Origin of the sequence: Arthrobacter sp. SPG23, assembly GCF_000876655.1 — a bacterium.
In the GTDB taxonomy this organism is placed as follows: Bacteria; Actinomycetota; Actinomycetes; order Actinomycetales; family Micrococcaceae; genus Arthrobacter.
In genome coordinates, this window is sequence record NZ_JYCN01000026.1 from 234,048 (window position 1) to 259,385 (window position 25,338).

Sequence of the window (25,338 nt, forward strand, 5' to 3'; positions counted from 1 at the left end):
CTCTTCGCGGTTCACCAGTCCATGCCCCGGCGAACCGCGAATAGCCCCCAGCCCCCGCACTACTGGAATGTTTCACTTGTCTTCCACCAACTGCAAGGCAGTTGTCTTGCAGTTAGCACTAATAGCGTGCGTCTGTCTGCTCAGGGAGAAACCGAGGAGTTCATGACTCAGCTAAGCAAAGTGGAACCTCCGCAAAGAAATTGTTAGCGAGATGAGGACACCGTGAAGCACAGCGCATCAATCATACTTTTCATTTCGATATGCGAATCCTTGGGATCGTAACTAATCATTTCAATTCCATAATGTTCTTGAAAGAGACGCTGCAAATACATTGGACCATCAGATGGAGCTAACCAATAATGGGCCCCAGCCCGGCTAGCACCTCCAAAAGAGTTTTCGAGAAGAAGCATCAGGTCAGGGTCTTGAAAAGAGTATCCAACAAAAAGACACGTCTTAGTTAGGAAGACCGCCTCCATCACCCTGTAAAGTTCTGCAGCTCTATGGCGGATCGTCGCATAGTCCGATCGAGTGAGCACAATGTTGCTGAGGTCATCGACCGTGCCGTGCGGCTTCACTAAGGCCGGCGTTCCCGTACGCACGTCCGCGCCTAAGTTAAGGTCACCTGGCCGGTGAACGCTATAACCGTGATCACTTGCACGTTCTATGAGTCTGTCATAATTCGTGGTAATGATGAGAGAGGGAGCTAATTCGTTGATGATTTTTTCATGTAGCGCAGATGCCTTGAAAGGAGCGCCAGCGGCGCCGTCTGTTGCAACACGAATCATTGCCCTAAAGTCATGTTCTTTGCCCGCGGCTATAGCGCTCTGTTTCACGACCTCAGCAGCATCTAGGAACTGACCAAGTCGTACTAATTCGTCAACGAGTTTCCTTTCATCACCACTCGTAAATGTCGCGCTGAGCTGCTCGATCAACTGCTTCCAGCCAAGCGGACTAGATTGACCGTTAGACGCATTTCTGGATAGCCCTGCTCCAATGACCAACGCCCAGTCATCGGCAACGATGCGCTGAACGAGATTGTCCGGCCATTTTGTTAGCAGGCTGGCCGCTGACGCAGTAGCGACCGTCATCGCTTCAGCCCTGCGTTTTCCGCGAGGGCGTCACCTATAGCCGTCAGCTGATCAGAATAGGCTCGCTGCTGTGAAACCTGCGCACCGCGAACTCCGTCCTTCGGCGACAGTTCCAGTATGGGAGCATGGACGCTTTGCGCTAGGGGGATCATGGAGAACATGTTGGGAACAACTCCAAGGGCAGGGTCGATTACATCCGGCGCCGCAAACTTGGTCAGCATCCTTGCACGTTCCGGTATTTGATGTTTGAAGCGGTCATAAGCTGCAACCGAGCGAACCTCGTTTCCGGTTCGTTTGCTGACATACTGTTGGATGGTATACCCGACGAAACCCTGCTCTATCCCGGATGTCTGGGGCAAATCGAGGACGCCTGGTAATCCGGCATTCTCACGAGTAACGGCTGCGATGGCAGCCTCGTAATCGTGCGTCCAACTATTGATCCACTCCGTGATGTTGTCCAGGGCGTAAAGGCTGAAGAGATCAGCAGCCATTGGCGTGACGAATCTGTCAGTGCCGATAAGCACGGAACGGTTCAAGGCACCCAGGCTTGGCCCTACGTCGAAGACGATCAAATCGTAGTCAGTTGCCGCCACGAGGGCTGCAACCCACCTACTCCTCCTCGCGCCACCGAAACTTCCCGCTCTAAACTCCGTCCATGACTGGCTGAGTTTGTCTTCGACCGCTGACAAAGTCGGGTGCCCCGCCAAAACGTCCACACCAAACCGTTCGCTGTGATGGATAAGAAAGTCCGTGTCAATTCCGCTGTCACCCGAACGGATCTGCGTGAGAACTTTGAGAATTGTCTTCCGCTCCGACGAACTCCGGTCCTCGTAGATGTCCAGCCATTCTTCATCTTGAAGCAGCAGTTGCGTAGCATTGCACTGAGGATCGCAGTCAACAACAAGTGTCTTCAGATTGAACTTAGTGGCAAGATAATGTGCCATGTTGCAGGCAAGAGTGGTCTTCCCGACTCCGCCTTTATTATTGAAAAACGCCAATGATTTCATGTAGAGAACTTAGCCGATAGAATGTCGGTTCCTTCAATCACCGCGCCTCGTGTCCGCCGCCAAGCCCCGCTTTTTAAACCTCCGCCACAGGCGCCGCAAACTGCGCCTCATAGAGCCGCGCGTAAGCCCCGCCCGCGGCCAGCAGCGAAACGTGTGTCCCCTGCTCCACGATCTGCCCGGCCTCCATCACCAGGCTGAGGTCGGCGTCGCGGATCGTGGACAGGCGGTGCGCAATCACAAACGAAGTCCAGTCGCTCCTCAACGCACTCATGGCCTTCTGCACGAGCACCTCGGTCCGGCTGTCCACAGAAGACGTCGCCTCATCCAGAATCAAAACAGAAGGCCGGGACAGGAAAGCCCGCGCAATCGTCAGCAGCTCCTTCTCACCCGCCGAGACGTTACCGCCCTCGTCCTCCAGCACCGTGTCGTACCCGTCAGGCAGCGAGTGCACGAACCGGTCCACATACGTCGCCCGCGCCGCCTCCAAAATCTCAGCTTCAGTAGCCCTAGACCGGCCGTACGCAATGTTGTCCCTGATCGACCCGCCGAACAGCCACTTATCCTGCAGCACCATCCCCAGCCGGGACCGCAGCTCGCGCCGCGGCACCGAGGTGACGTCCACGCCGTCGAGCGTTATCCGCCCCGCATCAATCTCATAGAACCGCATCATCAGGTTCACCAGCGTCGTCTTCCCAGCACCGGTCGGCCAACAATCGCCACCGTCTGCCCCGGCTCGGCCACCAGGCTCAGGTCCGAAATGAGCAGCTTGTCCGGTGAATAGGAGAACGAGACGTTCTCGAACACCAGCTGCCCCCGCCCGCCGTCGGGCGCAGAACCAACAGCTTCCGGCGACTGCTCCTCCTCATCCAGCTGCTCGAACACCCGCTCCGCCGACGCCACCCCGGACTGCAGCAGGTTGGCCATGGACCCCAGCTGCGCCAGCGGCTGGGTGAACTGCCGCGAGTACTGGATAAACGCCTGCACATCGCCAAGCTGCATCGCCCCGGACGCCACCTGCAGGCCGCCCACCACGGCAATCCCCACGTCCTTTACTGACCTGGGGGCGGAGCGAAACCGGGTGCTGTTCTCACCCGGCTTCCCTCCGCCTTGCCTAGTTACTGGGTGGCGCCCCTAGGTTCGTCCTCGACGTCCTTTGGTGCTGTGAGATCCATCTCGAGCAGCGGCACTACTTTGGACTTGGTGATGTAGCGGTGACCCAGCCATAGAACGATGAAGACTGGCAACCCGATGTAGGAGGAAAGCACCTCCACGGAACGTCCGGCAAGCACAGCCTCGTAGTTCTGTCCCGCGATGACCAGTATGAGCAAGGCGAAGGCCAGCAGCGGGCCAACGGGGAACAGGGATGCTTTGTACGGCAGGTCGCTGACTTCGTTTCCCTGGGCCAGGAAGCCGCGCCTGAAACGGTAGTGGGAGACCGCGATTCCCGCCCAGACGATAAAGCCGCACAGGCCCGACATGTTCAGCAGCCAGGAGTAGGCTGCACCCTGCCCGACGATCGCGGAGAGGAACCCGAAGAGTCCCACGGCCGCCGTCGCGAGCAACGCCGCGATCGGCACACCACGCGCGTTGGTTCGGCCGAAGATCTTCGGGGCCATGCCGTCATGGGCCATGGCGTAAAGCATCCGGGTGGAGGCATATAGTCCGGAGTTGCCCGCGGACAGGATTGCCGTCAGGATCACGGCGTTCATCAAGGCCGCCGCGAAGGCGATGCCGGCGCGAGAGAAGACCAGGGTAAAGGGCGATGAGGCAATGTCGGACTCACCGGAGGCCAGCAGGCTCGGATCGGTGAACGGAATGAGGCAGCCGATGATAGAGATGGCGCCAATGTAGAAAAGCATGATGCGCCAGAAGACAGTGCGGATGGCCTTCGGTACCTCGCGGCGCGGGTCCTTCGCTTCGCCTGCGGCGACTCCTACGAGCTCGGTGCCCTGGAAGGAGAACCCGGCAACCATGAAGACCGAGATGATCGAGACCCAGCCCCCGTGGAACACGTCGTCGCGGTTTTCCCAGTTGCTCAGTCCCGGAGAGTTATCCCCGAGGATGCCGAAAATCATCAGCACGCCGGCGATCAGGAAGAGCACAACTGCGCTGACCTTGATCAGTGAGAGCCAGAACTCCGACTCACCAAAGGCCTTGGCCGAGAGGGCATTGAGCCCGGTCAGCAACAGCAGGAAGAACCCTGCCCACACCCACCCTGGGACCCCCGGGAACCAGAAGTCCATGATGATTCCGGCCGCGACCAGCTCTGCGGCCACCGTGATGGCCCAGTTGAACCAGTAGTTCCAGCCGATCGCGAACCCAAAGGACGGGGAGACGAAACGGGTGGCAAAGGACTGGAACGAACCGGCAACCGGAATCTTGGCCGACATCTCGCCCAGTGACTGCATCAACAGGAATACCATCAGCCCGACCAGCGCGTAGCCGGCCAACGCACCGCCGGGACCCGCCTGGGAAATAGTGCTGCCCGAGGCCACAAACAGCCCGGTACCGATCGCACCGCCGATGGCGATCATCTGCAGGTGGCGGTGGTTCAGCCCGCGCTTGAGTTCGTTGGTGGATCCGCCGGAAGCGTGATCTGCCGCTATCGCAAGGGAAGACCCCTCTGTTCCATCGGGCTTGATTTCTTCGAGAGTTCCGATCGGTGGTGTCATGCAGCACCACCCTGGGAGATCGTTTCGGGCCGGGTCGGGTTCCCGGTGCCAATAGCGGCTCGACCAGTGCAGGCTTCTGCGACTGCCGTGTCGAGCAGATAGGCCGCCATAGTCCGATCACTTCTTTGTGTGCGGGAGCCAAGTCCCATGGTGCCTCCGAAAAGGTAGCTGCGGTGAATTTGGGCCTTCCGAAGCCCTCGGGCGGGGAAGGACGGTGATCAAGCTAACACAGGCAAACGAAGCGACTTTTGGCGTGGCGAATGTTGCACGTCCGACGGGTCAAGTCCTTACGCATAGGCGGTGGCAATCCAACCCGAGCCCAAGAGTTGCTGATTTGATCTCACTCGGTGACTAAGCGGCTCTGATGATCTGCTATGGCGCGCTGGCAGACGGCGGGCAGCCAATGCCACTGAGGGCACAGGGTGCAGAAGCCGAACCTCCACTCGTCCCAAGACCGCCGCCTATCCGTTGTAATGCGCCGTTTTTGGGGGGTCTCAAAAACACCGACCCCAAGGTCAGACGCAGGCATTGCGCTAAAGAGCAGTTCCTGAGCAAAAGTATTTCTTATGCATTTTGGAATTGTGCTTCACGGATGCTTACGCACTGCTAGCTTCTTCAGGAATCCTCTCAACGGAAGGAAAGAGCATGTCTGTAATCGCAAACCCGGAAGTGACAACCATCCAGGCAGAAGACCTCAAGGCGCTCCCCGCATGGCAGGCTCTGAAGGCAGCCGTCGTCGGGCTGCAGCAAATACAAGTGCAGGACGGTTCCGTTCCGGAACCCGCTGACCACGGCCAGGCGCGCCGGAATGTCGGCATCATTGCGGACTCACTCAACGATCTGCGCCACCACCTCCCCCACGACACGGACTACCTTGAGCTGCTCGTGCAGGACTTCCAGCGGTGGGCGTCCGAGGGCTTCGCCGTACCGGATTTCCTCGACTCATTGGTAGCCTTCCACCCCGAGCAGTGGCGCATCGACGGGCTGCCGCACCTGGTTCTGTTTCCCATGTACACGCAGAACGGCAGCACGAACCGCTACTTCGAGGCCGTCCTCATCGAGGTCATTTGGCCTTCATTCGTGGCCGACCTGGAGGCAACAAGCTACTCCAACAAGCTGTTCGTCCCCATCAGCTTCATTGACTTCACGCCCGGCTATGACACGAACTCCGCAGTCCTCTTCCCCGAGAGCGTAGCGGTCCGGAGCACCCCTTCCTTCACGTGGGGCGGTATCTTCGCGGACCGCGAAGCTGCGCGGTTCCGTCGCGTCCTAAAAGCTGCTGCCGGCATCACTTCCCTGGACCTGCCGGCTGACGCCGCGGAATTCATCGACGACCAACACCTCACGGAGAAGACCTTCGTGATGTGGGATCTGATCCATGACCGGACCCACATGCGCGGTGACCTGCCCTTTGACCCGTTCATGATCAAGCAGCGGATGCCGTATTTCCTGTACTCCCTGGAGGAGCTCCGGTGCGATCTGACCGCCTTCCGCGAGTCCGTCCTCATCGAGCGGGACGAAACGGCTTCCGAGGACGCCCGCAAGCACGCCAAGCTGGTCCAGTACGCCGTGATCTTCGACCGCATTTTCCGTTTCGCGATTACAGGGAACAGGGTCCGTAACTACGACGCCGTGGGCGGCCAATTGCTGTTCGCCTGGATGCACCAGCACCGGGTCCTGCACTGGACCGATGGAAAGTTGAGCATCGACTGGACGGACGTCGCCGGCGTGGTCGTCGAGCTGGGTCTCCGCATCGAGGAACTCTACTGGCGTTCAATCGACCGGCCGAAGACCGCACACTGGCTGGCTGCTTACGAGCTCGTCTCGGAAACCCTCACCCCCCACCCGGCCTCCGTATGGGCCAAGGGACCGGAGGCCCTTCCGCTGGACGGTCCGCCCAAGGGTCTGACGGACCAGATCCTTGATGACGAATTCCCCCTGTCGATGTTCTACGAAGCACTGGAGAAGAAGATGCGCCCCGTCATTGAATCAACTGCCGGGATCACCGGGAAGAGCCCTGTGAAGACTAAGGGCGAGGCGGACGCATGAGCCAGGATCTCTCAGGACGTACGGTCGTCGTCGCCGGTTCGACAAGCGCCGCAGGCGTCGCGGTGGTGCATACCCTCTCGCAAGCAGGGGCACGCGTGGCCGCCGTGGACATCCTTGAGGATCGCGTGCAGGAGCTCGCGGTCGCGTACGACAACGTCACGGGCTATGTCTGCAACCTCGCGGACCTGCAAGCCGTTGAGAACCTGGCGACGTCTGTCCGGAACGATCTGGGTCCCGTGGACGGCCTGATCCATCTTGTAGGGGGGTGGCGGGGCGGTACCGGAATTACCGGTCAGACGGATGAAGACTGGGACTTCCTGCACACCAGCGTCCTCACCACATTGAGGAACACCAGCCGCGCTTTTTACGACGATTTGGCTGCCTCCCCTGCGGGTCGCCTGGCCGTCGTTTCCGCGCAGTCCGCCTCCTCGCCGACAGCGGGCGGCGCCGCCTATGCCGCTGTCAAGTCCGCCGCCGAGGCATGGACACTGGCCGTGGCCGACGGATTCCGGCACCTGCAGGCAGGAAATGAAAGCCCCCACTCCGCTCAGCATTCGGCCGCCCTGGTCTTCATCGTCAAGGCCCTGGTCGATGACCGGATGCGCGCAGCCCAGCCGGAACGCAAATTCCCTGGCTACACCGATGTCAGTGTCCTTGCCGACGCTGTACAGCGGATCTTCGATCTGGAGGCAGAACAGATCAACGGGCAGCGCTTGCCCCTCACGGCCGGCAACCTCGCGGGCGTGCCGGCATAAGCCTCAGCGTTGATCCAAAGCAGGCGTCCCACAGGTACTGGCGAAGCGCCTGCACGACCCGGCATACCTGCAGCGGGCGCGGTCTCAAAAGACCGCGCCCGCTCCCCAACCCTCCGCCACCGGAGCCGCGAACTGCGTCCCGTACAACCGCGAATAACCCCCGCCCGGCGCCGTCGGGCGTAACTACCGCCGCATCGCCTCGTGAATCTGCAGCGCGAACCACAACTGTGCAAGCGTGGACGTTTCACCCATGTCCAACCCCGTCAGCTCACCGATTTTCCGTATCCGGTAGATGATGGTTTGCCGGTGCGCGAACAGGGCAGCAGCAGTCTTTTGCCACGAACGCTGCGAGTCCAAATACGTCCTCAGCGTGACTATCAGATCGCCTTCCTGGCTCTGCTCGTATTCAAAAATCGGACCCAAAAGCCGACGGACCAGCGCGGTTCCTTCCTCGAAGCCGGTCAGCCCCAGCCACGACGGACCTTGCGCGTACCGGGCCAGCCCCAGCTTGTTGGCCCGGGCCGATCCCAGCGCCCAGAGGGACTCCTGCAATGCCCGTTGAATACCGGCAACCGTCGTCGGGGCGCTGATGCCCATCGCGGCACTGGACCCGGCACAGTGCACCAGCACGTCGTCGGGGACATCCGCCGGCACCACAACGTGAAGCCTGTTGTTCCGCCTCAAGGAGGCCGCTGAAACTCCGTGACGCCAAAGTTCAATGTGGACGTTAGCCAGCTGTTCGCCGTCGTCCGCCGAGATCGACGCGACCATAAAATCCTGCGCCGGGACGCCGAAAGCCGCTAACCGGCTTTCCATCTCCGCCGTCCCAAGCCGGCCTTCCATTGCCTGCAGCAGGAACTCACCCGCCAGCCGATGCTGCCCTTCCAGCGACAGGACAATGCGCGAAAGCTGGAGTCCCAGCACGGTTGCCGCATGCAAAAGTACGACGGCGTCCGGGTGCGGTTCGCTCCTGGGCAGCACCACGAGGAGCGCGTTGGCGTGGGTGGGGATGTCCATGGTCAACACGTGGCGGCCCCTGACCCGATGCCACTGGAAGTTCTTGCCCGCCAGGGACACCTGCCCGGAGAGCGGCGCCCACTCGTCCGCGAGGAACGCCGGCAGTGATTGCCCGTCGGGATGCCAGGGGTGAAGGCAGCGACGATCCACCACGAAGAGTTCAGCGTCCAGTTCCGTCGCCAATCTTTGGACGAGGCTCTGCCAATGGTCCTCGGAGGCCCCCGCCGTTCTGAGCAGATCGTAAACGCGGGCCGTCTGGCGCAGGCGGCGGGACTCTTCGAGCAGGGAAGATTCGGCAACCGAGCGGGCGATCGCGATGAACGGCAACGGGTAGGGGATGTTGATCAGGGGCAGCGGCAGCCGGTCGCAGGCGTCAAGGAACTCCGGAAGCAGCGGGGGCGCATGCATTTTCTCGCCGATGGCCAAGGCGCTGGCGCCCGAATCCATCAGGGCCTCTGCGAGCGCCACCTGCCCCGGGGCATCGGCGGGGATGGACAGGCCGTTGGTCATCATGAGTTCCCCGCCGGTGACCCATTCCCAGAGCCGGGGAAGGTCGGAGGTGTGGGCCCACGTGATGCGATTGTCCCGCCCGGCCGCGCCGGCAATGAGGGTGAGCCCCAGCTGCGGTTCAGCCACGAGCTCGGCCACGGTGATTGCCATCGGATTCCGTCCTGGTTCCTTGATTCCCGGCCTGCTGGGGCGGTACCTAGACATTCGTCTAAGCGCCTCGGCCATTTGTAGTCAATGTAGCGCTATCCGCGGTGATCCGCGTCACCAACAATGGAATTACTTAGTTCCCGCTCAATGGCGAGCACCCCTCAACCCAAGGATCCGGCATGACAACGCACAAGCCCATCGGCCCTGTCGACGCAACCAAAGTCCCCCGGTATGCAGGCCTCGGCACCTTCGCCCGCCTCCCCCAAATTGACCGCGTCCCGGACTACGACATCGCAATTGTCGGTGTACCTTTCGACGGCGGAACCTCCTTCCGGCCCGGCGCCCGTTTCGGTCCTGCCGCGGTCCGCGAGGCCTCACGCCTCCTGCGCCCCGGCTACCACCCCGAGCTCGACGTAGAGCCCGTGTGCGAAGCCCAGGTTGTGGATGCCGGCGACATTGCGTGCACTCCCTACGACATCACCCGGGCAGTCCGTGAAATCGAGGAGCAGGCGTTGCCCCTGATCAGGGAGGACAAGCGGCTCATCTCCATCGGCGGCGACCACACCATCGCGCTGCCCATGCTGCGGGCCCTGAACAAGGTCCACGGTCCGGTGGCTTTGCTGCACTTCGACGCCCATTTGGACACCTGGGACACGTACTTTGATCAGCCGGTCACGCATGGAACCATCTTCCGGCGGGCATTTGAAGAAGGCCTGCTTGTGGAGGACAAGTCCATGCATGTGGGCATCCGCGGACCGGTCTATGACCGCAACGATTTCCTCCGCGACCACGAATTCGGATTCCAGATCATCCGCTGCTCGGACCTGGACGTCATCGGTGTTCCGGCGGCCATCGCCCAGGTGAAGGACCGGCTCGGCGACACCCCGGTGTACGTCTCCATCGACATCGACGTCCTGGATCCCGCCTTCGCACCCGGCACGGGCACCCCGGAGATGGGCGGGCTCCATTCCCGTGAGCTCCTTGCCCTGCTCCGCGGACTGAACGGCATCAATATTGTGGGCGCCGACGTCGTGGAGGTCGCACCGGCCTACGACCATGCGGACATCACCACCCTCGCCGCGGCCACCCTGGTCTTCGACCTTCTCGGGCTCATGGTTAACCGCAGCAAGGCCACCCCTGTCCGTGAACTTCAAGAAGCCACGTGGACCGCATCATGAGCACTGACACTCCGGCAACAGAAGTACCGCGGCTCGAAGATAAGACCATCCAGCCCATCCCGGCCAACGAACGCCACGGCAAAGCCAGGGACCTCTTCACCATCTGGTTCGGCTCCAACATCATGATCATGACCATCGTGACCGGCGGACTCGCCACCACAGTGTTCGGCCTCGGCTTTGTGCCGGCGATCGTGGGCATCATCATCGGCAACGTTGTAGGCGGCATCTTCATGGCGCTGCACTCCGCCCAGGGCCCGCAACTGGGCGTGGCACAGATGATCCAGACGCGCGGCCAGTTCGGCTCCTTCGGTGCATTGTTGATCGTGGTCATCGTGGTGGTCATGTACGTCGGCTTCTTCGCCGCGAACCTCGTGTTCGGTGGCGAAGCAATGGCCGCAGTCAGCCCGGGCATCAGCGTTGACGCGGGCATCATCATTATCGGCGTCGTCAGCGTTATCGCCACGATTTTCGGTTACAGGCTCATCCACGCGTATGCACGCTTCCTGAGCGTCGCCGCCGGTTTGGCCTTGCTGCTGGCCTTCGGCTGGATCCTCGTGGTCCACGGCCTGCCGGCCAGCTTCCTGGAGCAAGGCAACTTCAACTGGGTGGGCTTCATGGGGACCATCTCCGTCTCCGCCCTGTGGCAGTTGGCCTACGCACCCTACGTCTCCGACTACTCCCGCTACATGCCGCAAGGCACAGGATCCGGCCCTGCGTTCTGGGCCTCGTATTCAGGCTGCGTCCTGGGCACCCTGTTCCCCATGATCCTTGGCGCGCTGGTAGGAACGCTCGCCATGACCGTGAGCGCCGGCGACGTGGAGATCGTCGGCAGCCTGGGCGCGTTGCTCCAGCCGTGGACCCTGATCATCGTCGGCATCTTCTGCCTGGGCGTCGCGGCGTCGAACGCCATGAACCTGTATTGCGGTGTTCTTTGTACCCTCACCATCGGGCAGACGTTCAAGCCGACGTGGTTGCCGCGTGCCAAGACCCGCAGCATCGCTGCAGTCATCCTCTTCATTCTCGCCGTCAGCATCGCCCTGTTTGCCCGCGACAATTTCATCCTCTTCTACACCAACTTCCTGTCCTTCCTGATGTACGTGCTGGTTCCCTGGACGGCCATCAACCTGGTGGACTATTACCTTCTCCGGCATGGCGACTACCGGGTGGAAGACTTCTTCAAGCGCGACGGCGGTGTGTACGGGCGGTTCAATTGGGTCGCCATCGGCTCCTACGTAGCGGGCGCCCTGATCCAGGTCCCGTTCTCGGCAACCGCGATCTACACAGGCCCGCTGGCCGCCGCGATGGGCAGCGTGGACATCTCCTGGATCGTCGGGCTGGTAGTGGTTGCTCCCCTCTACTACGTCGCTGCCCGCGTATTCCGTCAAAAGACGGAACCCGCCGCCTTTCCTTCCCCTGCACTCACCCCAGACCTCATCTGAAAGCGAACCATCATGACCACCACCCAGGCCGAACAGTTCACCGTCCGACGTTCCTCCGCTGACCCGGCTTCCGCCGGTGCCGTGCCGCTGCCGCTCCCGCCCGCTGGCCACTTCATCAACGGATCGTTTGTTCCGGGCTCCTCCCAGCAGTTCATCGACGTCGTGGACCCCGCCACTGAGCAGATCATCGCATCCGTCCAGGAAGGCACCGCTGCCGACGTCGACGTCGCCGTTGAAGCCGCCGTCGCAGCCCAGAAATCTTGGGGAGCCACCACCCCCAAGGAACGGGCTGATGTCCTGAACCTGATCGCCAACATCATCGAGGCCAACCGCGAAGCGTTCGAGGTCATCGAGTCCGCCAACACGGGCAAGCCACACGCCGTGGCCGAGGATGATGTCACCAGCACCATTGACACCTTCCGCTTCATGGCCGGCGCTTCCCGCACGCTGACGTCGATGGCCGGCGGCGACTACGCCACCGGCCACACCTCCGTGATCCTCCGCGAACCCGTGGGCGTCGTCGGCGTCATCACCCCCTGGAACTACCCGCTGCTGATGGCCGCCTGGAAGATCGCACCGATTCTCGCCGCTGGCAACAGCATCGTCATGAAGCCCTCCGAGCAGACCCCGCTGTCCACGCTGAAGCTGGCCGAACTCGTGGCCGGACGCATCCCCAATGGCATCCTGAATGTCATCACCGGTCAGGGAAGGACGGTTGGGCAGCGGCTTTCCGAGCACCCTGACGTCGCCTTGGTGGCGCTGACGGGCAGCGTTGTCAGTGGCCAGGCCGTTGCGGAAACCGCCGCAAAGTCCGTGAAGCGCGTCCACTTGGAGCTCGGCGGCAAAGCTCCAGTCGTTGTCTTCCCGGACGCCGATCTCCGCGCGGCCGCCGCTGGAGTCCGGAACGCCGGCTTCTGGAATGCCGGCCAGGATTGTGGTGCCGCCTGCCGCGTTCTGGTCCATGAGTCCGTGGCGGCAGAATTCACGGAGCACCTGGTCCGGGAGGTTGGCACATTGGTAGTGGGCACTCCGGCGGCAGGGGACGATGTCGAAATCGGTCCCATGATCTCCCGCCCCCACTTCGAGCGTGTTAAGGAATCCCTCGCCGAAGCCCGGGCGGGAGGCCTTGATATCGCCATTGGCGGCTCGGCATTGGAAGGCCCCGGCTACTTCATCGAGCCAACGGTCATCAGCGGCGTCCCGGCTGGCGCGCACATCGCCACCCACGAGATCTTCGGCCCCGTAGTCACCGTCGAGAGCTTCAGCACCACCGAAGAAGCCGTCACCCGGGCCAACGAGAGCCCTTATGGCCTGTCCGCCTCGGTATGGACCAAGGACTCCAGCCTCTCCCTGCGGATTCCCAAGCAACTCGACTTCGGCACCGTCTGGGTCAATGCCCACCTGGTCCTGGCTTGCGAGGTACCGTGGGGCGGATTCAAGGGATCCGGCTACGGCCGCGACCTGTCGCTCTACGCCCTGGATGATTACTCGCGCACCAAGCACGTCATGATTAACCACAGCGCATGAGCACCCAGACAAGCAACGGAGCTTTCACCATGACCACCAACGTCTCCCGTCCCGCCTCCTTGGCAGGTGCCTCCACGCCCTCCGCCCCCTTCGGCACGGACGTCACCTGGACCAACTGGGGCGGGAACCAAAGCGCCACGCCGGCGTTTACGGTCCGGCCGGGGAGTGAACAGGAAGCGCTCGACGCCGTCCGCTTCGCCATCCGCGAAGGCCTGCCTGTGCGGGCGGTCGGCTCAGGTCATTCGTCTTCACCCCTGGTTCAAACCGGCGGCGTCCTGATGGACATGTCCGGCCTCTCCGCCATCACCGGCACCGACCGGGTGGGGCGCCGCGCCCGGGCCTTGGCCGGTACCACCATCAACGCCTTTGGGGACGCGTTGTGGGACAAGGGACTGGCGCTCAGCAATCAGGGCGACATCGACAAGCAGCAGATCGCAGGTGCCCTGGCCACCAGCACCCATGGGTCCGGCAAAGACCTTGGCAGCTTCTCCTCCAAGCTGCGCTGGGTGAAGCTCATCAACGGCTCCGGCGAAATCGTAGAGATTGGCGAGGGCCAGCTCCGCGAACTTCGCGCCGCGCAGGTAGCCCTGGGCACGTTGGGAATCTTCCTGGAAGTCGAGTTGGCGGTCGAAGACAGGTACTACCTGCAGGAAGAGATCACCTACCCCACCTGGGCGGAAACTGCGGAAACGTGGCAGTCCGACATCGATTCCAACAGGCATTACTCCTTTCTCTGGTGCCCCGAAGACGACTCGTGCGAGCTTCTGGACCTGCCGGGTTCGCCGGATTACCGGATGGGCGGCCGGAGCTACACCAAGAAGTACAACATCGTGGACGTCCAGGACGAACGCCAGATCTCAGGCGTTGAAGGTGCCCGGCTGGACCGTTCGTACCGGATCTATCCCGGCGGCTTCACCACGCAGTTCCATGAACTGGAGTACTTCGTCCGCAGTGAGGACGGTTTGGCCGCCGTCGAGGCCATCCAGGACCTGATCCGCAGCAGGTACCCCGAGCAGAAGTACCCTGTGGAAGTCCGCTGGGTGAAAGCCGACGACGCCTACATGTCCCAGTTCCAAGGCCGTGACAGCACTGTCATCACGCTGACCACCCAGCCGGGAACCGACTACTGGCAGTTCTTCCGGGATGCCGACGCTGTCCTGCAGGAATTCGAGCCGCGGGCCCACTGGGGGAAGATCCACTTCATGACACGGGCCCGCCTTGAGCGCCTTTACCCGGAACTGGACACCTTTATGCAGGTCCGCCGCGAATTTGATCCCCGCGGAATGTTCCTCAACGACCACACGCGGGCCCTCGTAGGCTAACTCGGGCTAATTGTCTTCATCACCAAATGGAGGCTCCGTACTCATATGAGTACGGAGCCTCCATTCATTTAATGGCAACCGATCAAACCTCCGCCACCGGAGCCGCGAACTGGGCCTCATACAACCTCGCATAAGCCCCGCCCGCAGCCAGCAGTGAAGCATGCGTGCCCTGCTCTACGATCTGCCCGGCTTCCATCACCAGGATGAGGTCGGCGTCGCGGATCGTGGACAGGCGGTGCGCGATGACAAACGACGTCCGGTCGGACCGCAAAGCACTCATCGCCTTCTGCACCAGCACCTCGGTCCTCGTATCCACCGAAGAAGTGGCCTCATCGAGAATCAAAACCGACGGCCGGGCCAGGAACGCCCGGGCAATCGTCAGCAGCTGCTTCTCGCCCGCCGAAACGTTCCCGCCCTCGTCCTCCAGCACCGTGTCGTAGCCCTCCGGCAGGGAGTGCACGAAGCGGTCCACATACGTCGCCGTCGCCGCCTGCAGGATCTCCTCCTCGGTGGCGTCAGGCCGGCCGTACGCAATGTTGTCCCGGATCGTCCCGCCGAACAGCCACGTATCCTGCAGCACCATGCCCATCCGCGAGCGTAGCTCGCGCCGGGAAACGGAGGTGATGTCCACGCCGTCGAGCGTTATCCGTCCCGCATCAATCTCATAGAACCGCATCATCAGGTTCACCAGCGTCGTCTTCCCGGCCCCCGTGGGGCCCACGATCGCCACCGTCTGCCCCGGCTCAGCCACCAACGAAAGGTCCGAAATCAGCGGCTTGTCCGGTGAATAGGAGAACGAGACGTTCTCGAACACCAGCCGGCCCCGTCCGCCGTCGGGCGCAGAACCAGCAGCTTCCGGCGACTGCTCCTCCTCATCCAGCAGCTCGAACACCCGCTCCGCCGACGCCACCCCGGACTGCAGCAGGTTGGCCATGGACCCCAGCTGGGCCAGCGGCTGGGTGAACTGCCGCGAGTACTGGATGAACGCCTGCACATCGCCCAGCTGCATCGCCCCGGACGCCACCTGCAGGCCGCCCACCACGGCGATCCCCACGTACACCAGGTTCCCGATGAACGTCATGGCCGGCATGATCAGCCCGGAGATGAACTGCGCGCCGAAGCTCGCCTCATACAGCTCCGCGTTCTTCTGCCGGAACCGCTCCCCCACCTCCTGCTGCCGGCCGAACACCTTGACCAATGCATGCCCGGTGTACGTCTCCTCGATCTGCCCGTTCAGCTCGCCGGTGTGCTTCCACTGCGCCACGAACAGCTTCTGCGAGCGCTTGGCGATCATCGTCGTCGTCACCAGCGTCAGCGGAATGGTCACCAGCGCAATCAGCGCCAGCGTGGGCGAGAGCAGGAACATCATCACCAGCACGCCCAGCACGGTCAGCAACGAGGTGACCGCCTGGCTGATGGACTGCTGAAGGCTCTGGGAAATATTGTCGACGTCGTTCGTCACCCGGCTCAGCAGCTCACCGCGCTGGATCGAATCGAAATACCGCAGCGGCAGCCGGTTGATCTTCGCCTCGATCCGCTCGCGCAGCCGGTACACCGTCCGCTGCACCACGCCGTTGAGTATGTACGCCTGGATCCACATGAACGCGGACGCCAGCACATACAGCGCCAGCGCCCACAGCAGCACATTCGCCAGTGCGGTGAAGTCGATCCCCTGCCCCGGCGTCAGCGCCATGGCACCGAGCATGTCCGCCTTCTGGTTCTCCCCCGCGGCCCGGAGCTGCGCGATGAGCTGCGCCTTGCTGACCCCCGCCGGAAGCTGTTTAGACACGACGCCGGCGAAGATGAGGTTGGTGCCCTCGCCCAGCAGCCGCGGCCCGATCACGGACAACGCCACCGCGGCGACGCTCAGCACAATCACCAGCACCAGCCACAGCCGCTCCGGCCGCAGCGTGCCCAGCAGCCGCTTGGCGGACGGCCAGAAGTTCATCGCCTTTTCGGCGGGGACGTTCATCCCGGCGAACGGTCCGCCGTGCCCGGGGCCGCCGCGCGGCCTGGGGATGCGTTCGACGGCGGCAGTCCCGCCGGGTGCCCCGCCTGCCGGCCTGCCCGTGGCGCTCATACCGCCTCCTCCGCTGCCAGCTGCGAGGACACAATCTCGCGGTACGTCTCCGACGTCTCCAGCAGCTCATCGTGCGTTCCGTGGCCCACGATCCTGCCGTCGTCGAGCACCAGGATCTGGTCCGCGTCCGCGATGCTGGACACCCGCTGGGCGATGATCACCAGCGTGGCGCCGGAGGTGTCGTGCTTCAGCGCCTGCCGCAGCCGGGCGTCCGTGGCGGTGTCCAGCGAGGAGAACGAGTCGTCAAAAATGTAGAGCTCGGGCCGCTTCACCAGCGCCCGGGCGATGGCGATCCGCTGCCGCTGGCCGCCGGACACATTGGTGCCGCCCTGCGAGATGGGCGCATCCAGCCCGCCCTCCATCTCCCGGACGAACTCCTGCGCCTGCGCGGTGGACAGCGCCCGCCAGAGCTCATCCTCGGTGGCGTCCGGCTTACCGTACAGCAGGTTGCTGCGCACCGTGCCGGAGAACAGGTACGGCCGCTGCGGCACCAGCCCGATGTGCCCCCACAGCTGGTCCGGCTGCAGCTCGCGGACGTCCACGCCGTCGAACTTCACTGAACCGCTGGTCGCATCGAAAAGCCGCGGCAGCAGGTTCACCAGGGTGGTCTTGCCGGACCCGGTGCTGCCAATGATCGCCGTCGTCTGCCCGGACAGGGCCGTGAAACTGATGCCGGACAGGACCGGCTGCTCGGCACCCGGGTAGGCGAATCCGACGTCGTGCATTTCCAGTTCGCCGCTGCCCGCACCGCCCCGGCCGGCGGCTGCGGTGACCGGATGCTCCGGCGGCCGCACGCTGGACTCCGTGGTGAGCACCTGGCCGATCCGGTCCGCGGAGACCGCGGCGCGCGGGATCATCACGGCCATGAACGTGGCCATCATGACGGACATCAGGATCTGCAGCAGGTAGCTGAGGAAGGCGATCAGCGTGCCCACCTGCATGGAGCCGTCCTCGATCCGGAACGAGCCGAACCAGATCACCGCCACGCTGGAGACGTTCAGCACCAGCATCACGGTGGGAAAGGCGAGCGCCATCAGCCGGCCGGCCCGGAGCGCGGTGTCCGTGACGTCCTCGTTGGCCTGCGCGAACCGGGCGGTTTCAATGTCTTCGCGCACGAACGCCCGCACCACCCGGATGCCGGTGAGCTGCTCGCGGAGTACCCGGTTCACGGTGTCGATGCGCACCTGCATCTTGCGGAAGAGCGGCACCATCCGGGTGATGATGAGCCCGACGGCGATCAGCAGCACCGGGACGCTGACGGCAATCAGCCAGGACAGCTGCGCATCCTGCCGGACCGCCATGATCACCCCGCCGATGCTGAGCATGGGCGCCGCCACCATCAGCGTGGCGGACATGAGCACCAGCTGCTGGACCTGCTGGACGTCGTTCGTGGAGCGGGTGATCAGGCTCGGCGCCCCGAACCGGGTGACCTCCTGCTCGGAAAACTCCCCCACCCGGGTGAAGATGGCCCCGCGCAGGTCCCGGCCCAGGGCCATGGCCGCCTTCGCCCCGAAATACACGGCCACCACCGCGCACGCGATCTGCAGCATGGTGATGAACAGCATCAGGCTGCCCACCCGCATGATGTAGCCGGTGTCCCCCTTGGCCACACCCTCATCGATGATGTCCGCATTGAGCGTGGGCAGGTACAGGGACGCGATGGACTGCGCCAGCTGGAAAATCACGACGGCGAGCAGCAGCCGCCGCTGCGGCCGCAGGTATTCAACGAGCAGTTTCCAGAGCAAGGCGGCTCCTGACACAGTGTCCACAAGAAGTGGTTCGAAGGTCAGTTTACGTCTGGTTGCCGGGGGCAAACAGTGGGCGGCCGGCAGAAGTGGGCGGGTTCTCCCAGAGCGTATTCCCCGCCCAAGGACCCCTACCGGCTCCCTCTCCAGTCCATAGCCATCAGCCGCGGCGGGGAGCTGAAAAATCGGCGGTGTCGAGACTGATCGTGAACGGTCCGTCATTGACCAGGGTCAGTTGCATCATGGCCCCGAACCGCCCGGTGGAAACCTCCGCCCCGAGGCCGCGCAGGGAAGCGACCAGATGTTCAATCAAGGGCTCGCTGGTGTCCGCCGGCGCCGCGCCCGACCATGACGGGCGCCTTCCCCGCCGCGTGTCCGCGTACAGCGTGAACTGGCTGACCACCAACAGGGGGGCGCTCTGGTCGGCACACGACCTTTCGCCGTCAAGAATCCGCAGGGTCCAGATCTTGGCGGCGAGGGCTTTGGCATCATCCATCGTGTCCGTGTGGGTAGCGCCGGCCAGGACAACCAGTCCCGGGCGGTCAATGGACCCCACCGTTTCGCCGTCGACGGTGACCTCGGCTCGGGTGACCCGCTGAAGGATGGCTCGCACCCATCAACCCTAACGGAGGCCGGCATCGGGTTTGCCCTGGAGTGTTCTCCGGCTGTGGTTGCGGACGCCGCGAAGTCACCCAGCCCGGGTGCCAAAGCGCCGACGGTATTCCGTGGGCGTCGTGGAAAAGGCGGCGGCGAAGTTTTGGCGCAGGGTGACCGCGTTGCCGAATCCGCAGTCGGCGGAGATCTGGTCTATCGACAAGTCCGTGGTCTCGAGCAGCCTCCGGACTGAGTCAAGGCGGCGGGCGCGGATCCAGGCGGCCGGCGTCGTTCCGGTTGCTGCCCGGAAGGCGCGGACAAAAGTCCTGCGGCTCAGGTGCGCCTGCGCCGCCAGCAGGTCGACGGTGAGCGGCTCACGCAGGCGTGCCAGAGCCCATTCCAGCAGGCGCGAAATCGGGTCATCCGTGGAGCGTTCAGGCACCGGGCGATCGATGTACTGCGCCTGTCCGCCTTCACGGTGCGGAGCGATGACCAGGCTCCGTGCCACCTTGTTCGCTGCTTCCGCCCCGAGCCGTGCGCGCACCACGTGCAGGCAGGCGTCCAACGCAGAAGCGGTTCCGGCCGAGGTAAGGACGTCACCGTGGTCGATATAGAGCACAGACTGATCCAGCGGGACATCGGGGTGCCGCACCGCCAGGGAATCAAATGCCTGCCAATGCGTGACGGCCCGGCGCCCGGCGAGCAGCCCCGCGTCTGCCACCGGGATCGCACCAAGGCACAGTCCGAGAATCGGCACGCTCCGGGCGTGCGCGCCTTGGAGCACCCGCCGGAGCGCATCAGTGAGCATCCGCCCGTCGTCGAACCACGACGGCACCACCACGAGGTCCGCCCCGTCCGCGGCCTCCGGCCCCTTCACCCCGCCCAGCCGGTAGCCCTCAGCGGTCGTTATGCCGCCTGCCTGCTCAGAAAAGAGAACCGTCTCCCACTCGGCCAGGCCCTGGCGTGGCACCTCGTCAAACACCATCTGCGGAACGGCAAGGTGGAACATGGTGGCCCCGTCAAAGGCGTACACCGCGATCTGCATCCGCATCCCTTCCCGACGATTGGCCCAATTCCATCGTATATCCGCCTTCATGCCACTGTTGGCAGTCACCGGCAGCAGGAAGACTGGAACGGTCGCCGATCGGCGGCCCGTAAACCACCAGGGAGAACCAAGAACATGACCAGCCCCCGCCGCGCCCTCATCCTCATCGACGTGCAGCAGCAGTACTTCGGCGGCCCGCTCGAGATCCAGTACCCGCCACACCAGGAATCCCTGCCCACGATTGCGAGGGCAGTGGACGCTGCCACCGCCGCCGGCATTCCCATCGCCGTGATTCAGCACTCCGCCGGTGTTGGTGCGCCGGTATTTGCGCCCGGCACACCGGAGTTCGACGTGCACCCGGAAATTGAATGCCGCAAGACCGCCGCATGGAAGTCAGTGGTCAAGCAGTACGGGTCCGCGTACGCCGGCACGGACCTCGCCGACTGGCTGCGCCAGCACGACGTCGACACAGTCACCCTGGTGGGCTACATGACCAACAACTGCGTGCTCGCCTCAGCCGTGGAGGCAGAGTTCCTCGGCTTCACCACCGAGGTCCTCTCAGACGCCACCGGCGCCATAAACCTCGCCAACGACGCAGGCTTCGCTGACGCCAAGACGGTCCACACAACACTCCTGACGTTGCTGAACTCCAACTGGGCAGCGGTGCCGAATACTGCTGATTGGATTCAGGCGCTGGACAGCCGGCAACCTCTGACGAGGAGTGACCTCGGCAGCTCCGCGGTGGCCGGCGCCGAACTGGTCCCCCAGGTGTAGCCACCCCCAACAACTCTCAAGGACATATCGAATGAAGTGGATTCTTCTCGCCGGCGCGATCCTGAGTGAGGTGACTGCGTCACTTTCCTTGAAAGCAGCGCTGGATAATCCTGCTTTCTTCGTTGTGGTTGTTATTGGATACACCGCTTCCTTCGGCTTGCTCGCCGGAGTCCTCCGAAAAGGCCTGGGCCTCGGGGCTGCCTATGGCATCTGGGCTGCTCTGGGAGTAACGCTCACCGTGTGGCTGGCCGCCATCATTTTCGGCGAAGCAGTGACCCCGATGATGCTGATCGGAGTCGCCATGGTCATCGGCGGGGTGCTGTGTGTTGAACTCGGGTCGCACGAGGAGCCGGCACAAGAACCGGCACACGCGATGGCCCGCTCATGATGTGGCTTCTGCTGGCCGGAGCCATCCTTACCGAGGTGACCGCCACCTTGTGCCTGCGTGTCGCGTCGACTGGCAAGCGCCGCTGGTACTTGCCGGTCGGCGTCGGGTACTTCCTGGCGTTCACCCTCCTCACCCTGACCCTGGACCAGGGAATGAGCCTGGGGGTTGCGTACGGCACCTGGGCAGCTGCCGGCGTCGCACTGACCGCTTTGGGAAGCCGTGCCTTCTTCAAGGAGAGGATTACCCCCGTCATGATGCTGGGGCTCGGCCTCATCATCGCCGGCGTCCTGCTCATTGAACTGGGTGCCGCCCACTGACCCACCAGCAAAAAACGCTCGGCCGGGGAATCCACATAACGATCCGCTGCCGTTCCCGTATGACAAGACGGCTCCCCGGCCCGTGGCTACGCTGGTAGATTCAGCGCGCCCGCGGGCGTGGAATGCATGGTGATGATGGGGGACCCTTTGGGGGAACAGCGTTTAATTTTTGGCGGACCGGCCACGGTTCCGCCGGTGGTGAGGGCATCGACGGCGTTCTGGCTGGCCAGCGCGCTGGTGGCCGGCGTACTGCCGGTGATCCTGGAGTTCGGCGGGGCTGGCACCGAACCGTCCGCGCCCGACTGGGCAATGGTTGTCCTCGCGGTCCCGTTCGTGGCCCTGCAGGTGTGGGCTGCCTTTCGGCTCCTGGCGGGCATCAGATGGGTCCGCACGGTGCTGACGATCATCGCCGTACTCTCCGCCCTGGGAGCGCCGTTTGAGCTGTCACCTGTTGTGGTGACCGGGCTGGCCCTGACGCTGGCCGGCGCCGTGCTGATGTGGCTGCCCCCGGCGAACGCGTTCTTCCGGGGGCAGTTCGAGGCAGCCGGGTCAGCCCGGTAGCCGGTTCAGCCGAGCAGTCGGCTTAGCGGCGGGTTGCTGAGCTGAGTTGCGCCGGACCGTACTCGGGGCGTAGGTTGTGGGCCGCGCGCGTCCGGAGCAGCGGGGCGCCGCTGTGGACCGGTGCCGGCTGCGAGGGCCTGATCCGGTGGGATGGTTCGATCCGCCGGCTGTTGCTCATATCGCGGATCAGGCCGGTCCCGGCAATCTCACGAACAAGCGAGATCCCCTGCGCTGCAGCCCGTTTGGTTGGGAACTTCACAGATACCGCCACCAGTTCCCCGGCCTTGCCGATAAGCCTGAACCTGTACCCGCCGTCGGGTGCGCTAATTAATTCGAAGTGTCCGGACATCGTTGTCCGCCTCCAATCTCGAGGTCATTTCTTCACGGTTTCCAGCCTAGTTGCCGGCCTTGCGCGATGATCAGGGCCGAAGTCCCTTCCCCGCCGGCGGCCGGTCTGCTAGCTGTCGCCGGAAGGGTCGGTGGACTCGTCAGGTCCGGGCCCGCCGCGGGTGTCGTGACCGCCCGCGGACTCGGTCTCCTGGCCGGCTTCGCCTGAGTTGCGTCCGGCTTCGCTCGAGCCTCGTCCGGAGACGCATCCTGAATCCGGGAGGTCCGGGTCGTCGGAATAGGGTGCGTACAGGCGTGGAACGTCCTCGATCAGTTCATTGGCGGCCATGGCGAGCAGGTCCCGCTGGACCGGCGGAAGGGAAAGCAGCCCCTGCAGGTAGGCTTCGACTTCGTATTCGCCCACGCTGCCGCCGATGCTGAAGTAGTTCAGCCAGAGTTCCCCGGGCGTGAGGCCCACGGCCTTCAGCGCCGCCCGCAACTGCCTGCGTTGATCGGGTTCGTTGTGATCGAAGCCCATGGTGGCGCTCCCCTAGTTCCTGCCGGCCGGCATTCCGGCGTTGAGCTGAGAATCATGTGCGGGTAAGAGTTCCGTGCCCACAGTTTCAGCTTAAACCCGGCTGCATCCGCGTCGCAGTGGTTCGTTGAGATCCTGGCCAAGGGCCGCCGGCGGGCCCGTTGGCGGCGCTACCGCTGGAGAGGCAAGGCCACTTTCCGGAATTGGCTATGGTTTCCCTGCCCGGCCGCCGCCTACCGTGGTGGAAGACGGCTCCCGCCGAAGTTTTCCCGAGATCCAGAGAGACCAGCATGCCCACTGTTGTGAACGAATATCCCTTCTCCCAGGTAGACGTCTTTGCCCCCGGCCCGAAAGCCGGGAACCCCGTCGCCGTCGTACATGACGCGGACGGACTGACCACAGAACAGATGCAGAGCTTCGCGAACTGGACCAATCTGTCGGAGACCACGTTCCTGTTGAAGCCGTCGCACCCGGAAGCGGACTACAAGCTGAGGATCTTTACGCCGGCGTCCGAACTGCCTTTTGCCGGGCATCCCACGCTGGGCTCGGCCCACGCCTGGCTGGAAGAGGGCGGACAGCCGTTCCGTAACGGAGAGCTGCTGCAGGAATGCGAGGCGGGGCTGGTGAAGATCCGCCGCGCCGGTACGGAACTGGCCTTCGCGGCACCGCCGCTGATCCGCTCGGGCGCGGTGGAACCTGAAGCGCTGGCCCAGGCCATCGCCAGCCTGGGCGTCGACGCCGGCCAGGTCCTGGGCAGCAACTGGGTGGACAACGGCCCGGGCTGGCTGGGAATCCGGCTGGAATCGGCGGAGCAGGTGCTGGAGCTGCAGCCCGACTTCGCCCTGATGGATCAGCTCTGTGTCGGCGTGATCGGCAGCTACGCGGAGGGAGGACCGGCGGACTTCGAAGTCCGGGCGTTCGTTCCCGGGCTCAGCGTGCCCGAAGACCCGGTAACCGGCAGCCTCAATGCCGGGCTGGCCCAGTGGCTCGTCGGCGAAGGGGTGGTGCGCGGCGATTACACGGTCCAGCAAGGCACCGTCCTGGGACGCGGCGGCGTGGTTACAGTCAGCGTCGAGGACGAGGACATCTGGATCGGCGGAACCAGCCGGGCCGTGGTGAGCGGCCGCGTGTCGATTTAGCCGCGTGTCGATTTAGCGGCAGACGGGTGAACGGCAGGCCGGGGGTGCTACGGCGCGGTCAGCTGGTAGCCCACTCCCCTGACTGTCTGCACCCACCGCGGCGAACGGGAGCTGTCGCCCAGGCGCTTGCGGAGGTTGCCCATATGAACCTCCAGCACACGTTCGTCCCGGGCTGCCACGGCGGAACCCGAGACAGCAGGCTCATTGCGCAGCTGGCGGGCGAGGTCCGCCTTGGTCAGCACCGCCCCTTTGTTGTGGAGCAGTGCGCGGAGTAACTCGAACTGGGTTCGGGTGAGGTCTATAGCTTGCCCGTCCACTGATACGGCTCGTGTGCTGTCCATCAGGGCAAGGCCCCGGTGTTCAAAGTCCCACCCGGTCCTGGCGGCCGGACCCTCAGCTGCCGGGGCGGCCAGTTGACGGCGGGCGCCCGCGGTGGGTGCGGGCAGGTCCGCGTCATCAGGTTTGGCGGCGAAGTGGCCGGCCTCGCACTGTGCCGCTTCCACCAGGGCGTGGCGCCGGGGCCGGCGGAGCATGGCGGCGATCCTGGCCCGCAGCTCGCGGGGACGGAAGGGCTTGGCCAGGTAGTCGTCAGCGCCGGCCTCGAGGCCCAGCAGTGCATCCGCTTCGCTCGCCAGTGCGCTGACCATGATCACGTAGGCGTGGCTGAAGGTACGGATCCGGCGGGAGGCCTCGATGCCGTCGAAGTCGGGGAGCCCTACCTCCAAAGTGACCAGTACGGGGTCGTGCTTCCGGACGGCAGCCACTCCCTCGGCGCCGGTTGCCGTGGCAACAACGTCGAATCCGGATTGGACGAGCAGCTCTTCCAGAGATGCCCTGTTGCGACCGTCGCCGTCAACCACCACAGCCATGCCGCGCGTAACCATCAAAACCCCTCAGAAATTCTCGTGCTTATTCAGCTTTAGTAAGTACCACTAATTCCTCAACTAGGAATTGCGTAAAAATTGTGCATTTATTGAGGAAAGTCAAAATGTAGATATCAGCATTTATCTATTGCCAACCCCACCCCGCTGAATGATGATCATCATGTGCTCACTGGGGGCGCGGCGCTGCTGTCATCAGCGCAAAATTAGGGGGCGTTAAATGGTTTCCTTGAGGTCTCGC

General features: G+C 63.5%; 22 protein-coding genes and 1 pseudogene. 11 read left to right on the top strand and 12 right to left on the bottom strand.

The features are described 5' to 3' along the window. Nucleotides 1-203 precede the first annotated feature (203 nt). The 4 genes and pseudogenes from TV39_RS21855 to TV39_RS18335 all read right to left on the bottom strand — a co-directional run bounded on the left by TV39_RS21855 (nt 204) and on the right by TV39_RS18335 (nt 4,767). Nucleotides 204-1,088, bottom strand: coding sequence for an SIR2 family NAD-dependent protein deacylase (locus tag TV39_RS21855; RefSeq protein WP_082049873.1), 885 nt, complete (start codon nt 1,086-1,088; stop codon nt 204-206). After that, on the bottom strand, nt 1,085-2,095 hold the full coding sequence (locus tag TV39_RS18325) for a ParA family protein (protein WP_043484370.1): 1,011 nt from the start codon (nt 2,093-2,095) through the stop codon (nt 1,085-1,087). The genes TV39_RS21855 and TV39_RS18325 overlap by 4 nt, the downstream gene beginning before the upstream one ends. A gap of 73 nt (nt 2,096-2,168) precedes the next feature. After that, a pseudogene (locus TV39_RS18330) lies at nt 2,169-3,139 on the bottom strand (ABC transporter ATP-binding protein); the annotation flags it as partial. A gap of 71 nt (nt 3,140-3,210) precedes the next feature. Further along, complete coding sequence (locus TV39_RS18335) at nt 3,211-4,767, bottom strand: amino acid permease (RefSeq protein WP_043484371.1); 1,557 nt, start codon at nt 4,765-4,767, stop codon at nt 3,211-3,213. A gap of 645 nt (nt 4,768-5,412) precedes the next feature. On the opposite strand from TV39_RS18335, the gene TV39_RS18340 reads away from it, so the two are divergent. Then, nucleotides 5,413-6,816 carry a DUF6421 family protein gene (locus TV39_RS18340; RefSeq protein WP_043484372.1) on the top strand — a complete coding sequence of 468 codons (1,404 nt, stop codon included), beginning with the start codon at nt 5,413-5,415 and terminating at the stop codon, nt 6,814-6,816. Next, on the top strand, nt 6,813-7,571 hold the full coding sequence (locus TV39_RS18345) for an SDR family NAD(P)-dependent oxidoreductase (RefSeq protein ID WP_043484374.1): 759 nt from the start codon (nt 6,813-6,815) through the stop codon (nt 7,569-7,571). Before TV39_RS18340 ends, TV39_RS18345 begins: the two co-directional genes overlap by 4 nt. 183 nt (nt 7,572-7,754) lie before the next feature. Here the strand turns inward: TV39_RS18345 and TV39_RS18350 are convergent, their stop codons facing one another. Next, complete coding sequence (locus TV39_RS18350; protein ID WP_043484377.1) at nt 7,755-9,248, bottom strand: PucR family transcriptional regulator; 1,494 nt, start codon at nt 9,246-9,248, stop codon at nt 7,755-7,757. 176 nt (nt 9,249-9,424) lie between these two features. On the opposite strand from TV39_RS18350, the gene speB reads away from it, so the two are divergent. The 4 genes from speB to TV39_RS18370 are packed head-to-tail and all read left to right on the top strand — an operon-like array spanning nt 9,425 to nt 14,711. Further along, a complete protein-coding gene (gene speB, locus TV39_RS18355) occupies nt 9,425-10,423 on the top strand; it encodes an agmatinase (RefSeq protein ID WP_043484379.1) in 999 nt (332 codons plus the stop codon). Continuing rightward, nucleotides 10,420-11,862: a purine-cytosine permease family protein gene (locus TV39_RS18360; protein WP_043484766.1), complete on the top strand. Its 1,443-nt coding sequence runs from the start codon at nt 10,420-10,422 to the stop codon at nt 11,860-11,862. The genes speB and TV39_RS18360 overlap by 4 nt, the downstream gene beginning before the upstream one ends. A gap of 12 nt (nt 11,863-11,874) precedes the next feature. Further along, the gene (locus TV39_RS18365; RefSeq protein WP_200891051.1) at nt 11,875-13,389 is read left to right on the top strand and encodes an aldehyde dehydrogenase family protein; all 1,515 of its coding nucleotides are present in this window, start codon (nt 11,875-11,877) and stop codon (nt 13,387-13,389) included. Continuing rightward, the gene (locus TV39_RS18370; RefSeq protein ID WP_043484382.1) at nt 13,386-14,711 is read left to right on the top strand and encodes a D-arabinono-1,4-lactone oxidase; all 1,326 of its coding nucleotides are present in this window, start codon (nt 13,386-13,388) and stop codon (nt 14,709-14,711) included. The genes TV39_RS18365 and TV39_RS18370 overlap by 4 nt, the downstream gene beginning before the upstream one ends. Before the next feature lie 82 nt (nt 14,712-14,793). Here the strand turns inward: TV39_RS18370 and TV39_RS18375 are convergent, their stop codons facing one another. The 4 genes from TV39_RS18375 to TV39_RS18390 all read right to left on the bottom strand — a co-directional run bounded on the left by TV39_RS18375 (nt 14,794) and on the right by TV39_RS18390 (nt 20,175). Further along, nucleotides 14,794-16,791, bottom strand: a complete 1,998-nt coding sequence (locus TV39_RS18375) for an ABC transporter ATP-binding protein (RefSeq protein ID WP_043484385.1) — start codon at nt 16,789-16,791, stop codon at nt 14,794-14,796. Further along, nucleotides 16,788-18,536 (bottom strand): ABC transporter ATP-binding protein, encoded by a 1,749-nt coding sequence (locus tag TV39_RS18380; protein ID WP_043484387.1) that lies wholly within the window; start codon nt 18,534-18,536, stop codon nt 16,788-16,790. The genes TV39_RS18375 and TV39_RS18380 overlap by 4 nt, the downstream gene beginning before the upstream one ends. 160 nt (nt 18,537-18,696) lie before the next feature. Continuing rightward, entirely contained in the window at nt 18,697-19,149 is a 453-nt protein-coding gene (gene dtd, locus TV39_RS18385; protein WP_043484390.1) for a D-aminoacyl-tRNA deacylase, read from the bottom strand. Between the two features lie 75 nt (nt 19,150-19,224). Then, nucleotides 19,225-20,175, bottom strand: a complete 951-nt coding sequence (locus tag TV39_RS18390) for a GlxA family transcriptional regulator (RefSeq protein WP_082049892.1) — start codon at nt 20,173-20,175, stop codon at nt 19,225-19,227. Nucleotides 20,176-20,310: 135 nt separating this feature from the next. Here TV39_RS18390 and TV39_RS18395 point away from each other — a divergent pair, with 135 nt between their 5' ends. The 4 genes from TV39_RS18395 (at nt 20,311) to TV39_RS18410 (ending at nt 22,215) form a co-directional block, all read left to right on the top strand. Beyond that, on the top strand, nt 20,311-20,949 hold the full coding sequence (locus TV39_RS18395; RefSeq protein ID WP_043484395.1) for an isochorismatase family protein: 639 nt from the start codon (nt 20,311-20,313) through the stop codon (nt 20,947-20,949). A 31-nt stretch (nt 20,950-20,980) separates the two neighbouring features. Further along, entirely contained in the window at nt 20,981-21,337 is a 357-nt protein-coding gene (locus tag TV39_RS18400) for a DMT family transporter (protein WP_043484397.1), read from the top strand. Further along, the gene (locus TV39_RS18405; protein WP_144406466.1) at nt 21,334-21,654 is read left to right on the top strand and encodes a DMT family transporter; all 321 of its coding nucleotides are present in this window, start codon (nt 21,334-21,336) and stop codon (nt 21,652-21,654) included. The genes TV39_RS18400 and TV39_RS18405 overlap by 4 nt, the downstream gene beginning before the upstream one ends. A 126-nt stretch (nt 21,655-21,780) precedes the next feature. Beyond that, nucleotides 21,781-22,215 carry a hypothetical protein gene (locus TV39_RS18410; RefSeq protein WP_043484402.1) on the top strand — a complete coding sequence of 145 codons (435 nt, stop codon included), beginning with the start codon at nt 21,781-21,783 and terminating at the stop codon, nt 22,213-22,215. A 22-nt stretch (nt 22,216-22,237) separates the two neighbouring features. On the opposite strand, the gene TV39_RS21460 is transcribed toward TV39_RS18410, so the two are convergent. Continuing rightward, nucleotides 22,238-22,564: a YegP family protein gene (locus TV39_RS21460; protein ID WP_052500622.1), complete on the bottom strand. Its 327-nt coding sequence runs from the start codon at nt 22,562-22,564 to the stop codon at nt 22,238-22,240. Between the two features lie 108 nt (nt 22,565-22,672). Further along, a complete protein-coding gene (locus TV39_RS22650) occupies nt 22,673-23,080 on the bottom strand; it encodes a hypothetical protein (protein ID WP_043484405.1) in 408 nt (135 codons plus the stop codon). Between the two features lie 287 nt (nt 23,081-23,367). Between TV39_RS22650 and TV39_RS18425 the strand changes: the two genes are divergently transcribed. After that, entirely contained in the window at nt 23,368-24,216 is an 849-nt protein-coding gene (locus TV39_RS18425; protein WP_043484769.1) for a PhzF family phenazine biosynthesis protein, read from the top strand. A 47-nt stretch (nt 24,217-24,263) separates the two neighbouring features. Here the strand turns inward: TV39_RS18425 and TV39_RS18430 are convergent, their stop codons facing one another. Continuing rightward, a complete protein-coding gene (locus TV39_RS18430; protein ID WP_052500623.1) occupies nt 24,264-25,100 on the bottom strand; it encodes a response regulator transcription factor in 837 nt (278 codons plus the stop codon). Nucleotides 25,101-25,338 lie beyond the last annotated feature (238 nt).

Excerpts from the sequence above, each read along its gene's own strand:
- TV39_RS21855 (WP_082049873.1), bottom strand. The coding sequence starts at position 1,088 with ATGACGGTCGCTACTGCGTCAGCGGCCAGCCTGCTAACAAAATGGCCG.
- TV39_RS18325 (WP_043484370.1), bottom strand. The coding sequence starts at position 2,095 with ATGAAATCATTGGCGTTTTTCAATAATAAAGGCGGAGTCGGGAAGACC.
- TV39_RS18335 (WP_043484371.1), bottom strand. The coding sequence starts at position 4,767 with ATGACACCACCGATCGGAACTCTCGAAGAAATCAAGCCCGATGGAACA.
- TV39_RS18340 (WP_043484372.1), top strand. The coding sequence starts at position 5,413 with ATGTCTGTAATCGCAAACCCGGAAGTGACAACCATCCAGGCAGAAGAC.
- TV39_RS18345 (WP_043484374.1), top strand. The coding sequence starts at position 6,813 with ATGAGCCAGGATCTCTCAGGACGTACGGTCGTCGTCGCCGGTTCGACA.
- TV39_RS18350 (WP_043484377.1), bottom strand. The coding sequence starts at position 9,248 with ATGGCAATCACCGTGGCCGAGCTCGTGGCTGAACCGCAGCTGGGGCTC.
- speB (WP_043484379.1), top strand. The coding sequence starts at position 9,425 with ATGACAACGCACAAGCCCATCGGCCCTGTCGACGCAACCAAAGTCCCC.
- TV39_RS18360 (WP_043484766.1), top strand. The coding sequence starts at position 10,420 with ATGAGCACTGACACTCCGGCAACAGAAGTACCGCGGCTCGAAGATAAG.
- TV39_RS18365 (WP_200891051.1), top strand. The coding sequence starts at position 11,875 with ATGACCACCACCCAGGCCGAACAGTTCACCGTCCGACGTTCCTCCGCT.
- TV39_RS18370 (WP_043484382.1), top strand. The coding sequence starts at position 13,386 with ATGAGCACCCAGACAAGCAACGGAGCTTTCACCATGACCACCAACGTC.
- TV39_RS18375 (WP_043484385.1), bottom strand. The coding sequence starts at position 16,791 with ATGAGCGCCACGGGCAGGCCGGCAGGCGGGGCACCCGGCGGGACTGCC.
- TV39_RS18390 (WP_082049892.1), bottom strand. The coding sequence starts at position 20,175 with ATGCAGATCGCGGTGTACGCCTTTGACGGGGCCACCATGTTCCACCTT.
- TV39_RS18395 (WP_043484395.1), top strand. The coding sequence starts at position 20,311 with ATGACCAGCCCCCGCCGCGCCCTCATCCTCATCGACGTGCAGCAGCAG.
- TV39_RS18400 (WP_043484397.1), top strand. The coding sequence starts at position 20,981 with ATGAAGTGGATTCTTCTCGCCGGCGCGATCCTGAGTGAGGTGACTGCG.
- TV39_RS18405 (WP_144406466.1), top strand. The coding sequence starts at position 21,334 with ATGATGTGGCTTCTGCTGGCCGGAGCCATCCTTACCGAGGTGACCGCC.
- TV39_RS18410 (WP_043484402.1), top strand. The coding sequence starts at position 21,781 with ATGGTGATGATGGGGGACCCTTTGGGGGAACAGCGTTTAATTTTTGGC.
- TV39_RS21460 (WP_052500622.1), bottom strand. The coding sequence starts at position 22,564 with ATGTCCGGACACTTCGAATTAATTAGCGCACCCGACGGCGGGTACAGG.
- TV39_RS22650 (WP_043484405.1), bottom strand. The coding sequence starts at position 23,080 with ATGGGCTTCGATCACAACGAACCCGATCAACGCAGGCAGTTGCGGGCG.
- TV39_RS18425 (WP_043484769.1), top strand. The coding sequence starts at position 23,368 with ATGCCCACTGTTGTGAACGAATATCCCTTCTCCCAGGTAGACGTCTTT.
- TV39_RS18430 (WP_052500623.1), bottom strand. The coding sequence starts at position 25,100 with ATGGTTACGCGCGGCATGGCTGTGGTGGTTGACGGCGACGGTCGCAAC.